The organism is Rhodococcus koreensis, assembly GCF_900105905.1.
Lineage (GTDB): Bacteria > Actinomycetota > Actinomycetes > Mycobacteriales > Mycobacteriaceae > Rhodococcus_F > Rhodococcus_F koreensis.
In genome coordinates, this window is sequence record NZ_FNSV01000005.1 from 8,453,742 (window position 1) to 8,468,183 (window position 14,442).

General features: G+C 66.5%; 14 protein-coding genes. 8 read left to right on the forward strand and 6 right to left on the reverse strand.

The annotated features are described in order from the left end of the window. Positions 1 to 10: 10 nt before the first annotated feature. From BLV94_RS43170 to BLV94_RS43190, 5 genes are all read right to left on the reverse strand, one after another. On the reverse strand, positions 11 to 1,030 hold the full coding sequence (locus tag BLV94_RS43170; protein ID WP_072941679.1) for an ABC transporter permease: 1,020 nt from the start codon (positions 1,028 to 1,030) through the stop codon (positions 11 to 13). Next, complete coding sequence (locus BLV94_RS43175) at positions 1,027 to 2,562, reverse strand: sugar ABC transporter ATP-binding protein (RefSeq protein WP_072941678.1); 1,536 nt, start codon at positions 2,560 to 2,562, stop codon at positions 1,027 to 1,029. The genes BLV94_RS43170 and BLV94_RS43175 overlap by 4 nt, the downstream gene beginning before the upstream one ends. A 3-nt stretch (positions 2,563 to 2,565) precedes the next feature. Then, positions 2,566 to 3,444 (reverse strand): substrate-binding domain-containing protein, encoded by an 879-nt coding sequence (locus BLV94_RS43180; protein WP_072941951.1) that lies wholly within the window; start codon positions 3,442 to 3,444, stop codon positions 2,566 to 2,568. A 121-nt stretch (positions 3,445 to 3,565) separates the two neighbouring features. Then, a complete protein-coding gene (locus BLV94_RS43185; protein ID WP_072941675.1) occupies positions 3,566 to 4,354 on the reverse strand; it encodes an SDR family NAD(P)-dependent oxidoreductase in 789 nt (262 codons plus the stop codon). A 122-nt stretch (positions 4,355 to 4,476) separates the two neighbouring features. Then, complete coding sequence (locus tag BLV94_RS43190) at positions 4,477 to 5,268, reverse strand: IclR family transcriptional regulator (protein ID WP_072941672.1); 792 nt, start codon at positions 5,266 to 5,268, stop codon at positions 4,477 to 4,479. Between the two features lie 90 nt (positions 5,269 to 5,358). Between BLV94_RS43190 and BLV94_RS43195 the strand changes: the two genes are divergently transcribed. The 6 genes from BLV94_RS43195 to BLV94_RS43220 all read left to right on the forward strand — a co-directional run bounded on the left by BLV94_RS43195 (position 5,359) and on the right by BLV94_RS43220 (position 11,508). Then, on the forward strand, positions 5,359 to 6,222 hold the full coding sequence (locus tag BLV94_RS43195) for a transketolase (RefSeq protein WP_072941669.1): 864 nt from the start codon (positions 5,359 to 5,361) through the stop codon (positions 6,220 to 6,222). Beyond that, positions 6,219 to 7,208, forward strand: coding sequence for a transketolase family protein (locus BLV94_RS43200; protein ID WP_072941666.1), 990 nt, complete (start codon positions 6,219 to 6,221; stop codon positions 7,206 to 7,208). The genes BLV94_RS43195 and BLV94_RS43200 overlap by 4 nt, the downstream gene beginning before the upstream one ends. A gap of 207 nt (positions 7,209 to 7,415) precedes the next feature. Then, positions 7,416 to 8,156, forward strand: a complete 741-nt coding sequence (locus BLV94_RS43205) for a lipoate--protein ligase family protein (RefSeq protein ID WP_072941663.1) — start codon at positions 7,416 to 7,418, stop codon at positions 8,154 to 8,156. Between the two features lie 246 nt (positions 8,157 to 8,402). After that, a complete protein-coding gene (locus BLV94_RS43210; protein WP_072941660.1) occupies positions 8,403 to 9,392 on the forward strand; it encodes an NAD(P)H-dependent flavin oxidoreductase in 990 nt (329 codons plus the stop codon). Between the two features lie 59 nt (positions 9,393 to 9,451). Beyond that, positions 9,452 to 10,825, forward strand: a complete 1,374-nt coding sequence (locus BLV94_RS43215) for an MFS transporter (protein ID WP_072941657.1) — start codon at positions 9,452 to 9,454, stop codon at positions 10,823 to 10,825. Beyond that, positions 10,822 to 11,508: a pyridoxamine 5'-phosphate oxidase family protein gene (locus BLV94_RS43220; RefSeq protein WP_072941948.1), complete on the forward strand. Its 687-nt coding sequence runs from the start codon at positions 10,822 to 10,824 to the stop codon at positions 11,506 to 11,508. The genes BLV94_RS43215 and BLV94_RS43220 overlap by 4 nt, the downstream gene beginning before the upstream one ends. On the opposite strand, the gene BLV94_RS43225 is transcribed toward BLV94_RS43220, so the two are convergent. Then, entirely contained in the window at positions 11,496 to 12,362 is an 867-nt protein-coding gene (locus BLV94_RS43225) for a LysR family transcriptional regulator (RefSeq protein WP_072941655.1), read from the reverse strand. The two genes, BLV94_RS43220 and BLV94_RS43225, sit on opposite strands and share 13 nt — an antisense overlap. A gap of 128 nt (positions 12,363 to 12,490) precedes the next feature. Between BLV94_RS43225 and BLV94_RS43230 the strand changes: the two genes are divergently transcribed. Both BLV94_RS43230 and BLV94_RS43235 read left to right on the forward strand, forming a co-directional pair. After that, entirely contained in the window at positions 12,491 to 13,525 is a 1,035-nt protein-coding gene (locus BLV94_RS43230) for an NAD(P)H-dependent flavin oxidoreductase (RefSeq protein WP_072941653.1), read from the forward strand. Beyond that, positions 13,525 to 14,424: a LysR substrate-binding domain-containing protein gene (locus BLV94_RS43235; RefSeq protein WP_072941651.1), complete on the forward strand. Its 900-nt coding sequence runs from the start codon at positions 13,525 to 13,527 to the stop codon at positions 14,422 to 14,424. The genes BLV94_RS43230 and BLV94_RS43235 overlap by 1 nt, the downstream gene beginning before the upstream one ends. Positions 14,425 to 14,442 lie beyond the last annotated feature (18 nt).

Below are 14,442 nucleotides of genomic sequence, written 5' to 3' on the forward strand. Positions count from 1 at the left end.
TGATCGTGTGTCAAGCATGCTGCGTCCCCGAGGACTTGATGCGCAGCCGGTCCAGCGCCACCGCGAGCACGATGACCGCGCCCTGAATGATCTGCTGGTAGAACGTCGAGACGTCGAGCAGCGTCATACCGTTGACGAGAACCCCGATGATCGCCGCACCCACCAAGGTGCCGATCAACGATCCTCGCCCACCCATCAGTGACGTCCCGCCGAGGACCACGGCAGCGATCGCGGACAGTTCGTATCCGGCGCCGAGGTCCGGTACGGCGCTCTGCAGACGGGCCGACGCGATGATTCCGCCCACGGCCGCGCAGATGCCGGAGATCACGTACACGGTGGTGAGCACTCGCCGGACCGGGATGCCGGCCAGCCGGGCGGCTTCGGCGTTGCCGCCGACTGCGCGAACCCAACGTCCGAAGACGGTGCGATTGAGCAGATACCGCCCGCCCGCGAAGACCGCGGCCATGACGAGCACCGGAATCGGCACTCCGAGAAGGGCGCCGTGGCCGAGGACGGCGTAGCCGAGGTCCGTCGAGAACAGGGTCTTGCCGTCGGTACCGACGTAGGTCACTCCGCGGAGATACGTCAGCGCGGCGAGGGTGACGATGAAGGACGCCAACCCGAGCCCGGCCACCAGCACACCGTTGATCAATCCGATGACCAGGCCGGCGGCCAGTGCACCGAGCAGGGCGACCGGGGCCGGAGCGCCGTTGACGGAGAGGGCGACGGCCACGAACGCGGTCACGCCCACCGCCGACCCGACGGACAGGTCGATGCCTCCGGTCATGATGACGAAGGTCAGTCCCGCACCGAGTATGGCGGTCACGGAGATCTGCCGGGCGACGTCGAAAAGGTTGTCCACCGACAGGAAATACGGTGCGACCGCCGAGAACACGGCGATCAGCACGATGAGTGCGAGCGCCACGCCGAGCCGGTCGGCGAGTGCGGTGACGTGGTGCCGGATGCCGTTCGTTCGCGGGGGCCGGTGCGGCGCCGCCGGCAGGGTGGGGGAGGGAAGTGGGGTGGTCATGAGATTACCTCGGTGAGCGATGGAGGGGCAGTAACGCTTCCGGTTGCGTGCCGGATGATGTCTTCCTCGGTCATGGAGTCGCCGGAGACCTCGGCGACGATCGCGCCTTCGCGCATGACGAGGATCCGATCGGAGAGTCCGATGACCTCCGGAAGCTCGGAGGAGATCAACAGTATTGCAACTCCTTTCGACGCGACCTCGTTGATGAGTGCGTAGATGTCGGCCTTGGCTCCGATGTCGACGCCGCGGGTGGGTTCGTCGAGGATGAGTACCGACGGTTGCTTGGCCAGACAGCGCGCGAGCAAGACCTTCTGCTGATTGCCGCCGGAGAGATCCCCGACGCGCTGGTCGACGCCGGTGGTCTTGACGCGCATCTGCTCGGTGTATCGGGTGGCCGCACGTGTCAATGCTGCCGGCGAGGTCCGCCCGAAGCGATGGCGTCCGAATGCTGTACCGAGGCAGACGTTGTCGGCGATCGACATGTCGAGAAACAGGCCTTGTTCCTTGCGGCTCTCCGGGAGCATCACGATCCCGGCCGCCGCGGTCGAGCGGAGGTTGCCGAGGTCGACGTGTCGGGCGTCGACCTCGACGCGGCCGGCCGCGGCTTTGTCGAAGCCGGCAACCAGACGGCACAGTTCGCTTCGGCCGGCGCCGACGATGCCGGCCAATCCGACGACTTCGCCCGCGCGGACCTCGATGGAGCAGGGTTGCACTTTGTCGGAGGAGAGGTCGCTGACCTGGAGTCGGATGTCGGTGCGTGCTGCGGCTCGCCGGTGCTGGTACATCGCCTCGACCGGTCTGCCCACCATCGACGTGACGATCCGGTCCGGGGTCATGTCTGCTCGGGCCATCGAGTCGGCGACGACGCCGTCGCGGAGGACGGTGACGTGATCGGCGATTCGGTCGATCTCCGCCATCCGGTGACTGATGTACAGCATGGCGAGACCGCGCGACTTGAGTTCGGCAACGAGGCGGAGCAGGTTGTCGGCCTCGTCCTGCGAGAGTGCGGCAGTCGGCTCGTCCAGGACGAGGATCCGAGGCTCTTCGGACAGGGCGCGGGCGATCTCCACCAACTGTTGCTGACCTGTACTAAGTTCGGCCACATAGGTTTCGGGACGGATAGTCGACCCCACCCGGGCCAGGGCCGCGACCGCGAGTCGGCGGGCGGCACCGCGGTCCAATCGGCCCAGGCGCCGCCGTGGCTCCCGGCCGAGCACCATGTTCTCTGCGACGGTGAGTTCGGGAACCACGCTGAGCTCCTGATGGATGACTGTGAGTCCGTGTGCGCGTGCGTCGCCAGGGCCGGTGAAGTGCGCTGGGGCGCCGGCGAGGTGGATCGTTCCCGAGTCCGGCTGGTAGATACCGGTCAGCACCTTGATCAGGGTCGATTTGCCTGCGCCGTTCTCACCGGCGAGGACGGAGACCGATCCGGAATGCAACGATAATGACACCCCCCGCAGAACAGAATTGCCGTGGAAGGACTTCGTGATGCCTTCGAGACGCGCTGCGGGGACCTTCGTGAGCGTACCCATGGTTCATCCCCAGGTCTTGTAGGCAGTGATGGTGTCGGCGGTGACGAGGACGGTGGGAATCAATGTCGGTGCGCTGTCGACCTTCTCGCCGCCGGCGAGACGAACGGCGATGTCGAGTCCCGAGCGGCCGAGCTGGGCGGGGTCCTGCCCCGAGGTGGCGATGATGGAACTCTTGCCGAGTAGGTCGGTCAGTTGTTTCGCGCCGTCCACTCCGACGACCTTCACGTCGGTGCCCTTCTGTTGTGCAGCGAGGGAGATTCCGATCGCGGTGGGATCATTGACGCCGAAGAAGCCGTCCACATCGGGGTTCGCGGTGAGGATGGTGCTCGCGACGTTCATGGCTTTGTCGCGGGTGAGATCCGCGCGCTGAGTGGCGGCGACCTCGATGCCCGGGTGTGCGTCGAACGCTTCCCGGCATCCCTGCATGCGGTCCGCGATCGCAGATACCGCGGCCCCGTCGACGATGGCCACCTTGCCGGATCCGCCGAGTTGCTCGACGAGATACGTGCACGCTTCGCGGCCGGCCTGGACGTTGTCGCTCGTCACGGTCGCGTCGGCACCGATCGCCGTGACATCGACGGCGACGACGGGGATGTTCGCCTGCGTCGCTCGGAGCAATGCGGGACCGACGCCGTCGGAATCGACGGCGTCGACGATGATCGAGTCCACCTTCTGCCGGATGAACGTATCGATCTGGTCGCTTTGCACGGCGACGTCGGCATTGGCGTACTGGACGGACACTTCCACGCGCTTCTCGGCGGCGGCCTCTTCGATCGCCTGGCCTTCCGCGAGGAAGAAGGGGTTCGACGCCGCATTGAGGGTGACGCCGATCGTGGTCTTGCCGTCGTCTCCGGCACCTGCGCCGGACGTGCACGCTGTCATGGTGCCGGCCGCTATCACCGCGGTACCCAGTGCAACAGCGATTTTCGACGCCGTTTTCGCAGGTGGACAGGTTCTATCGAGAACTGACATCAGGCTGTTCCTTCTTGCTGGTCTGGATCGGTCAGACGACGGGCGTGACGCCGCCGTCGATGCAGAAATTCGCCCCCGACACGAAACTTGCGCGGGTGGACGCGAGATAGACGACGATTCCCGCCACCTCGTCCACGGTCCCCAATCGACCCACCGGGATGTTGTTCAGTTCAACGTATTTGGCGAGCGCAGTCTCTTTGTCGACGCCGAATTCGGCGGCCAGTGAATCGGCGATACCGCCGGGCCGGTCGTAGATCGGAGATCGGATGAACGCCGGCGACACGACGTTCGATCGGATGCCTTCGGGGGTGAACTCCGCGGCGAGGACTTTCGAGAGCATCAGAATCGCAGCTTTGGACACGCTGTAGTCGGGCAGCCGGGGATTGGGCATCCGGGCCGCTTCCGATGCGATGTGGACGAGGGAGCCGTTGCCGTGCCGGCGCATCGCCGTGATTGCGGCACGGGACGCCCGGACATAGCCCATCAGATTGAGGTCCAGCGTGAGGGCCCAGTCCTCGTCGGACGTCGTCAGGAAGCTGTCGCGCACCGGCGCTACGCCGGCGTTGTTGACCAGGACGTCGACGCGCCCGAACTGGTCGAGCGCGAAGTCGATCATCGCCTGGGCGCCGGACGGATCGAGGAGGTCGACCTTCGTCAGGCGTAGGTGCTCGGAATCGTGGGGCAGGTCCGAGGTGGTGACGTCGAGATCGGCGCCGACCACCTCGGCCCCCGCTGCGAGCATGTGTCGAACACAGGCCCCGCCGATGCCGCCACCTGCACCGGTGATCACGACCACGCGGTCGTGAAGCTCGCCGCTCATGTCTTTGCCTCCCTGCTGGTGAGTCGTACCACGGACTGTGGTGCTCACCACTGTCTCACCTTACGGACGGAATGTCTAGCAAGCGAGACAAAGTATGCGAGGAGGAGGTGCGGCGACGGGCGTTACCCGAAGTTCGCGACCTTCTGGCCGGCGAGGTCTGCGCCGAGGGCTCGCGAGATCTCCTGTCCGCCGCTGATCACCTCCGCCTTCCACCGGTCGCCGTCGGCTCCGAGGATGGATTCGCGGACGCCGCTGATCGAGAGTGCAGCCCGGACCCGGCCCTGGTAGTCGATGATCGGGACGCCGATCGCCGCCACGCCGACCGTCACGTCCTGGTCGCTGATCGCGATCCCCTCGTCGCGGGTGCGCCGCAGGAGTGCCCGTAATTCGGACGGCTCGGCGGGGGTGGAGGGGGTCAGCCGGGTCAGCGGGGTGTTGCGGGCGATGTAGGCCTCCCACTCGCTTTCGTCCCGGAAGGCCAGGATGGCGCGGGAGGCGGCGCCGGTATGCATCGGCAGGGACCCGCCCAGTCGCAGGGCCAGCGACTGCACGCGTTTGCCGTCGAGGCGTTCGATGCACACTGCCTGGTCACCGCGGGGAACGCAGAGAAACACCGTCTCGCCGGTGAGCGCATGCAGTCTTTCCATGACCGGCTGCGCGAACTGGCGCTCGTCGAACCGTTCGACCACCGCCGAACCGAGTGACACAAGCTTGAACCCGAGACGGAACTTGCCCCGCCGCGACCCCGCCTCCACGAGGTCTTCCTCTTGCAGGCTCGCCAGCAGTCGATACATCGAGCTGCGCGGCTCGTTCATAGCTTCCGCGATTTCGGTGGCGGTTGCCTCCCCCTTGGCCAGGAAGTCGAGCAACTCCGCGACCTTGCGTACCAACATCAAACTTCCGTCATTTGCCATGCGTCCAGATTATCGCTCAGCGGACAAACAGTCCATCAATAGTCTTACTGCTCTATGGACAATGTGCCCGACAGTTGGTACTTTTCGTCCATGCTGACACCAACCCCACCGGCCACCGACCACGACGACGAACTCGTCGACCTGATCTCCGAACGCGCGCTGTTCGCCCGCCTCGAAACCGTCCGCCTCATCTCCATCGCCAAGACCGGCCACTACGCCTCCGGCTTCTCCTGCGCCGAGATCCTCGCCACCTTGTACTACGGCGTCATGCGGCTTCGGAAAGGCGAGCCCGATTGGCCCGACCGAGACCGTTTCCTGTTCGGCAAGGGCCACGCCGCGGCCACGCTCTATCCGCTCCTGGCGGATTGGGGATTCTTCGACCCCGCCGAACTCGACGAGTACACCCGCCTCGGCAACGCGTTCGGCGACCACCCCGACATGACCCGCATCCCCGGCATCGATTTCAGCAGCGGATCGCTCGGGCACGCTCTGTCGACCGGCACCGGAATCGCTCTCGGCACCCGCATGCAGGGCCGCCCCTCCAACGTCTTCGTCCTCCTCGGAGACGGCGAACTGCACGAAGGGCAGATCTGGGAAGCCGCGCTCGGTGCGGCCCACCACGACGTCTCGAACCTGATCGCGATCGTCGACCGCAACGACCACTCCCTTGACGGCCGCATCGACACCGTGACGAACATCGAGCCGCTCGGCAACAAATGGCGCGCCTTCGGATGGGACGCGCACGAGGTCGACGGACACGACGTCCGCGCACTGCTCTCGACCTTCCGCGCGATCGTCGAGGACCCCGAACGAACACGTCCGGCGGTGATCATCGCGAACACCGTCAAAGGCAAGGGCATTTCCTACATGGAATCCGAATTCGGCTGGCATCTCGGCTGGCTGGCAGAACAAGACGAAGTCAACGCGATCGAAGAACTGAGGAACAACCGATGAGCGTCGCACCCGGCCTGCAGGCCGAGTCCTGGCACCTGCTTACCCTGATCGAGCGGGCCCCCGGCTTCCACATACTCGCCGACACCTTGGCCGACCTGGTGGACGAGGGCCATCCCATCGTCGCCGGAACCGCCGATCTCAAGTATTCGAACGGACTGGTCGCGTTCCAGAAGCGGCACCCCGACCGATACGTCCAATTCGGCATCTCCGAACAGCACATGGTCTCCACCGCAGCAGGACTCGCGACCACGGGGCTCCAGCCGTATGTCGCCACCTTCGCGTCGTTCATGGCCTACCTGGCCTGCGAGCAGATCCGCACCGACATCGCGTACACCAAGCAGCCCGTCCGGCTCATCGGCCATCACGCCGGCATCACGCTCGGGTTCTACGGCACCTCGCACCACGCCACCGAGGACCTCGCCATCACCCGCAGCATCCCAGGGCTCACGGTCATCGCCCCCGCTGACACCGCTCAGCTCGGAGCCGCGCTCCGCGCCGCCGTCGACCATCCCGCACCGATCTACTTCCGTATCGGCCGTGGTCAGGACCCGGACGTCTACGCTGACGGCACTCACCCCTTCACCATCGGCACCGCCATCGAACACGGCGCCGGCACCGACCTCACGATCATCGCCACAGGATCGATGGTGCATCCCGCTCTCGAGGCGGCGCAGGCTCTGAACGCAGGCGGGATCTCCACGGGAGTCGTCGACATGCACACCGTCAAGCCCCTCGACGCCGACGCCGTCGCCCGCGCCGCACAGCGGTCCCCCATCGTCCTGACCGTGGAGGAACACAATGTCATCGGCGGTCTCGGGGGAGCGGTCGCGGAGGTCGTCGCCGAACACGGGTACGGCACTCGTGTCATTCGGCACGGCGTGAAGGACGAATACGCGCTCATCGGACCGCCGACCCACCTGTACCGGCACTACAAGCTCGACGCCGCCGGTATCGAGGAGGTTGCGCGAGCCGCCGTAGGGTCGTAAGCCCGCGCACGGCAGTAACATTCCCGCGGTCCGAACTTCTTGGTGAACGCAGCGGGGCGCGTCACGACAACGCGACACCCGCCCGGCCCGGCCATCCCACCGGTCCGGGCGGGTGTCGCGGCTTCGCGACGAAGAGGGTGCTCTTTTCGTCAACCTCGGCGACACTGTAGTGAGGTGCCGGCCGCGGAGAGGACCGACGGGAAGAGTATGACGATCGAGCAGTTGCTGACCACGCATTTTCCGGATGATCCCGTAATGGATGCGGCGTTTGCCTCGGCGCTGCTGCGGCGCACGGGGCGAGATCCGAATGCGTCTGGGCTGGTGCGGATCTACAGTCCCGCGCGGACGTTGTCGTTCGGGCGGTTGGACGCTGTTCGGCCGCAGTTTCCGGCCGCGGCAGCCGCGGCGCGGCACCACGGGTTCACGCCCGTCGTCCGGGGCGCGGGCGGTCGGGCGGCGGCATACCACGAGCAGACCCTCGTCGTGGAGATCGTCTCCCCGGACACGGAGGGCATCGTCGGGGCCCGGCCCCGCTTCCAGCGCCTCACCCCGAGGATCGTCGCCGTGCTGAGGACGCTCGGTGTCGATGCTCGCATCGGACCGGTTCCCGGTGAGTATTGCCCCGGTGATTGGACGGTGAACGGTGGGGGTCGCGTCAAGTTGGCGGGGACCGCGCAGCGAATAGTCGCCGGCGCGTGGCTCTTCGGCTTCGAGCTCGTGGTCGCCGATTCGGATCCCGTGCGGGCGGTGCTCGCCGATGTCAATGCTGCCCTCGAGTTGGAGTTCGACCCCGCCACGGCGGCGTCCCTCACGGACCTGAACCCGGCTCTCGGTCTCGAACAGGTTCGGGCCGCGATCCTTGCCGAGATCGGCACAGTCCACGAACTGACCGCAGACCCCGACCTCCTCGCGGAGGCCGCGAACCTGCGCGACGCCCACGTGGCGTGATCGGCCCCAGAAATCGGGGCTTCCTGTACGAGCTGCGCGTTAACTGTTGCAGAGCAGTGGGTTTCGCGATCCCGCTGTGCGCTGCCATCGAATTCTCGAGCGTTCTGTTCTGGAGAACGCAGGGTTCGGTACAAACCGTTGGACCCCTCTTCTGCCGGCTTCTAGCGTTGTCGCAAAGCCGTCCGGTGTGACGTGCAGCACGTGGAGAACACGGCGACACGTCGGAAATGTGTGGAGGAGCCCAGCATGAGTCTGCAGAACCGTCTGACCGAGAAATTCGGAATCGAACACCCGGTAGTCCTTGCACCGATGGATTACGTCTCCGATTGGCGATTGGCCACCGCTGTGGCCGAGGCTGGTGGGCTGGGACTCATCGGCGGCGGATACGGCGACGAGGCCTGGTTGCGCGATCAGTTCGACCACGTCACGACCGACGCGGTCGGTTGTGGCTTCATAACCTGGTCCATGGCGCAGCAACCGCGGCTCCTCGAGAAGACGATCGGCTACCGGCCTGCGGCGATCTTCCTCTCCTTCGCCGACCCGGCGCCGCATGCGCCTGCGATTCGTGCCGCGGGAATTCCGCTGATCTGCCAGGTGCACGATGTCGACCAGGCGCGCCGGGCGGTCGAGGTGGGGGCGAGCGTCGTCGCTGCTCAGGGCGGAGAGGCGGGCGGCCATGGGACGGGGGCCCGATCGACGTTCACCCTGGTGCCCGAGATCGCCGATGTCCTTCGGCGGGAGGCGCCGGACGTGATGCTGCTGGCGGCCGGTGGAATCGGCGACGGCCGGGGCCTGGCAGCAGCGCTCGCACTCGGTGCCGACGGTGCCCTCGTCGGAACCAGGTTCTGGGCGGCCGAGGAGGCGGCGATTCCGCGTGCGGCCCAGCACCGCGCGCTGTCGGCGGGTGGGGACGACACGATCAGGCAGAGCGCCTTCGACATCGTGCGCGAGAAGCCCTGGCCGACTCGGTACACGGGGCGAGTCCTGCACAACGACTTCATCCGGCGGTGGCACGGCGACGAGCCGGGCCTGCGGGGCGCGCTCCGGGAGAGGCAGACGCAGTTCCAGGCAGCGGTGAAGGCCGAGGACTACGACGTCGCGAATCTGATCGTCGGTGAGGTCGTCGGACAGATCGATCGTGTCGACACCGTCGCGTCGATCATCGACGAGATGGTCGGCACGGCTTGCTCGATCCTGGGCCGCACTTCCCACGACCTGGCGGCGATCGGCTCCTAGCGCCCGATCGGTGCGACCTCGCAAACCCTCACCCCGCGCGTCCCCCAGAAGGATTCCCCATGACCAGCCAGTCCGTTTCACCACCTGCTCTCGCGAGCGGTGTCGCGAAGAGCAGTCTTCGCAAGATCATCACCGCGTCCAGCGTCGGAACGTTGATCGAATGGTACGACTTCTACATCTACGGCAGTCTCGCAGTCGTGTTCTCGGGGATGTTCTTTCCCGAAGGAAACGGAACCACAGCACTACTCGTCACGATTGCCGCCTTCGGAACGGGCTTCGTCGTGCGCCCCATCGGCGCCGTCGTGTTCGGCAGAATGGGGGACCGGGTCGGACGTAAGAAGACGTTCTTGACGACGTTGCTCATCATGGGCGGCGCCACCACGATGCTCGGACTGATGCCCACCTATGACCACATAGGAATCCTGGCGCCGATACTGCTGGTGACGTTGCGGCTGCTGCAGGGGCTCGCGATCGGCGGTGAGTACGGGGGCGCCGTCGTCTACATCGCGGAGAACTCGCCTTCGAAGAAACGCGGAGCTCTCACGAGTGTTCTCCAAACCACCGCGACCGGCGGTCTGCTGCTGTCGATCGGCGTCATCGTGCTCTGCCGGGTCAGTTTGGGCGAGGAGGCATTCGACTCGTGGGGCTGGCGGATCCCGTTCCTCCTGTCCGCGGTCCTGGTGCTCTTCTCGCTGAAGATCCGCATGAAGATGCACGAGTCGCCGGTGTTCGAGGAGATGCGACGGACCGGAAACCTCTCGCGTTCACCGATCAAGGATGCCGTCGCGCACAAGCCGTCCTTTGCGTTGCTACTCGTCGTGGTCTTCGGGGTGACCGCCGGTCTGGGGGTCGCCTGGTACACGAGCCAGTTCTACACGCTGTACTTCCTGCAGACGATCTTGAAGATCGACTTCCTCACCGCCAATGTCTCCGTCGGGATCGCACTGGTCATCGCGACACCGTTCTTCGTCCTCTTCGGAAAGCTGTCCGACAAGCATGGACGGACCCGGATCATCCTGTGCGGACTGGTCTTTTCGGCAGCCGGCTACCTTCCGCTGTTCGCGTGGATTCGACACGCCGCCGTCCACGGCGACCAGTTCCAGATGGTCCTGGCACTGACGATCCAGGTCGTCTTCGTCACCATGATCTACGGGCCCACGGCGGCCTTCCTGTCCGAATTGTTCCCACCGCAGATCCGCTACACCGGACTGTCCCTGGCCTACCATATCGGGACCGGCGTGTTCGGTGGCTTCACCCCTCTGGTGGCGCTCTCGCTCAACACCGCGACCGGGAACGTCCTTGCCGGGCTGATCTATCCCGTCGCGATCACCGCGGTCACGGCAGTGGTGTTCGTGCTGACGTTGCGGCGGGGAGTGGACAGCCCGATAGTCCGGCGGGCGTGGAAGCAGATCGATTCCGAGTGCTCGTCATGAGACACCCGACCCGGTACGGTGCGATCGCGTTCACCGCCCCGGTGGCCGAGCGGCAGAAGGCGACGGGAAGCATCCACTGGTACGGGCGGAGGCGAGCTCAGGGCGAAAACACCGGCAGGCCCGACGAACTCGACACAACTGTGACCGCACTGATCCGTGCCACCGATTCGTTCTTCGTCGCGACGGTGACGCCCTCCGGGTGGCCCTACATCCAACACCGGGGCGGTCCGACCGGCTTCGTGCACGTGCTCGATCCCTCGACGATCGCGCTCGCGGATTATTCGGGAAATCAGCAGTTCGTCACGGTCGGCAACCTCGACGAGAACGACGCAGTGGCCCTCTTCTTCATCGACTACCCCACCCGCACCAGAGTCAAGGTTTACGGACGAGCCGAGGTCGTCGAGCGTGCCGACGATCCGGATCTCGTCGCCAGGCTCCTCGCCACGGCTGACGGGGTCGTGAAGGCCGGCTGTGACCGCGCGCTCGTCGTCCACGTCGAGGCGCTGGACCGGAACTGCACGAAGAACATTCCCCCGAAGTACGGCGAGGCGCGGATGCAGGAATCGCTCACGTTGGCCCGCAAGGGATTGCAGGACGAAATCGATATCCTGAAATCCCGCAATGCCGAACTGGAGCGGGAGATCGCGCAACTGCGTGGCGGCGGTGACGGTCAGCGCCGTTGACGGACGGTGGCGCCGGGTGGGGGAGAGTTGCGGATCGCGGCGTCCCGCAGAACTCGCAGGAGCGGCGTCACCCGGTTGCGGCGGTACACGAACCTCACGACCGCGGGCGGCGCACCGACCAGCGGGATGAACCGGACGTTGCGGTGGTTTACCCGCCGCCGGGCGACTTCCGGAACCGTGCCCACACCGCGATCCGCAGCGATCAGTTCGAGCCACTCGTCGAAGTTCGAGCACGTCACCACCGGGCCGTCGTGGTTCGGCCACAGATCCTCGGACGTGGTGCCGCTGAGGGTGTTGATGACCAGAGGAAGAGTTCCGAACTCCGCCCAGTCGATGGACTCGCGGCTCGCGAGAGGCGAGGCAGCGGATACCGCCGCGATCCGCTGCTCCTCGAACAGCGGATGCTGCACGAACTCGTCGCCCGGGACGTCCCGGCGGACGACCGCGGCGTCCACGGTGGCGTTGTTCAGTGCGGCGATGGGGTCGTCGCAGCGACGCGGAACCACGGTGGCGCGGGAGTTCCTCTCGACGTCGTCGATCACCTGCTGCGCCCACGGATCGGGGAGGAGCCAACTGAAGCCCAGGGCGAGGGTTCGGGTGGTGTACAGCGCCACCGCGGAATCGAGATCACCGAGAATGACGCGCACCTTCTCGACGAACCCGGCGCCGTCCTCGGTGAGGGTGAGCGCACGCGAGGTCCGGTCGAACAAACGCACGCCGAGCGAGGCCTCGAGTTGCTGCACCGTTCGGGTCAGTGCCGGTTGCGTGATGTGGAGCGCGGTCGCCGCGGCGGTGAACGAGCCCGCCTCGGCGACCGCCACGACCGCTCGCAGATGCCGCAGTTCGATGGTCATAACTGCCAAGCATAGATCCAGCCGAAACGGCATTTCCGCTCCCCGATGCGGCGGTGCACGATGGTGGACGGAAGCGTGAGAAGGGGTGAACCTCGTTCCTCACGCACCCATCCACCGAAAGGATCCTGGTGTTCGATTTCGAGGAAGACCTCCGAATTCCCATCGTCGGGGCGCCCATGGCGGGAGGGCCGAGCACCCCCGAACTCGTTGCTGCGGTCTCGTCCACCGGCGGCCTCGGTTTCCTTGCGGCCGGGTACAAGAGCGTCGACGCGGTTCGCCATGAGGTCGACGCGGTTCGCGCTCTGACGGACGCACCATTCGGACTCAATCTCTTCGTCCCAGGCCGTCCCCTGGCCGACCGCGCGGCCGTGGAGACCTATCGGGAGCGGTTGCAGCCGCTCGCCGAACGCCGGAACGTGGTGCTGCCCGAGGTCGTCGACCACGACGACGACGCGTTCGACGCCAAGGTCGACCTCGCGGTCGAGCTCGCCGTGTCCGTGGTGTCCTTCACGTTCGGCCTTCCGCCGCGGGGCGTCGTCGATCGGTTGCACGCTGCCGGCACTGCGGTCGTGGCCACGGTGTCGGATGTCGACGAGGCGCGGGCGGCCGCCGAGCGGGGCGTCGATGCGATCTGTCTGCAGGGAGTCGACGCAGGCGGGCATCGGGCGACGCTCGATCCGGATGCGGAGCCGGACCCACGTCCGACCCGAGAACTGGTCGAGGCGGCCCGCGCCGCGGTCGACCTTCCCCTCGTCGCGGCGGGAGGGATCGCGACGGGCGCAGACGTTGCGGCAACACTCGAAGCCGGTGCCACTGCCGTGCAGATCGGTACCGCTCTCCTCGACGCCGACGAGGCAGGGACCAAACCCGCCCACCGGGCCGCGTTGCACGACGCCCGCTTCACCGACAGCGTCGTCACCCGCGCGTTCTCGGGTCGTCCCGCCCGCGGCCTGGTCAACGATTTCATCATCGACTTCGATGCCTACGCGGTGACGGCATATCCGCAGGTTCACCTGCTGACCAGTGGGCTGCGGGCCGCGGCGGGCGCCGCGGACGATCCGCAGGGCCTCGCCCTGTGGGCCGGCCTCGGGTATCGCAGTGCCCGGTCGGCCCCCGCCGAAGAGATCGTCCGGGACCTGTGGAGAGAAGCGCGGGACGTCTGATGGACATCGGCGACCTGAGCTTCTTCCTGGCAGTGGCCCGCGCCGGGGGAATCTCTCGGGCTTCGAAAGAACTTCTGACGGTGCAGTCGAACATCAGCTCACGGATCCGGGCGCTCGAGGACGAACTCGGAGTGGAACTGTTTCGCCGCCATGCGCGCGGAGTGACTCTGACAAACCCCGGCGAACGTCTGCTGCCGTACGCCGAACACATCACTCGGCTCGTACGCGAAGTGACGCAGGTCGTCGGCGACGACCTGGATCCTTCCGGACGACTCGCGATCGGCTCCATGGAGACCACCGCGGGATTGCGGCTCCCCGGGGTGCTGGCCGCCTTCAGCGAGGACTGCCCCCGAGTCGACTTCACCCTGACGACCGACACGACCGACGCCCTCACCACCCAGGTGCTCGAGCATCGACTCGACGGGGCGTTCGTCTGCGGACCGGTGCGGCATCCGGACCTGGTCTCCGAGCAGGTGTTCGTCGAGCAATTGGTGCTGGTGAGCGGCGTTCGCCTCGCGGATCTGGACTCGGTGCCTGCTGACGGACGGCGGCACAAGGTCCTCGTCCTCCGCGCAGGATGCGCCTACCGCGCCCGACTCGAGCGACTCTTCGAGCAGCACGGTCTGCCGGGCCCGGACGTCCTCGAGTTCGGAAGCCTCGAGGGCATCCTCGGGTGCGCGGCCGCGGGAGTGGGTGTGACGCTGCTGCCGCTGGGCGTGGTGACCGCGTCTCCGTTGGCGTCGGCCCTGAAGGTGCATCACCTCGCGCCGGCCGACGCGCGCGCGGAGACGCTCTTCATCCGCCGGAAGGACTCGACGACGACACCGGCCCTGTCCCGGTTCCTGTTCCACACCCACCAGTCCAGCCGTCCGGCCTCGCTGAGATCCGTCGCTCGCTAGGTTCGGCGGCGAACGTCC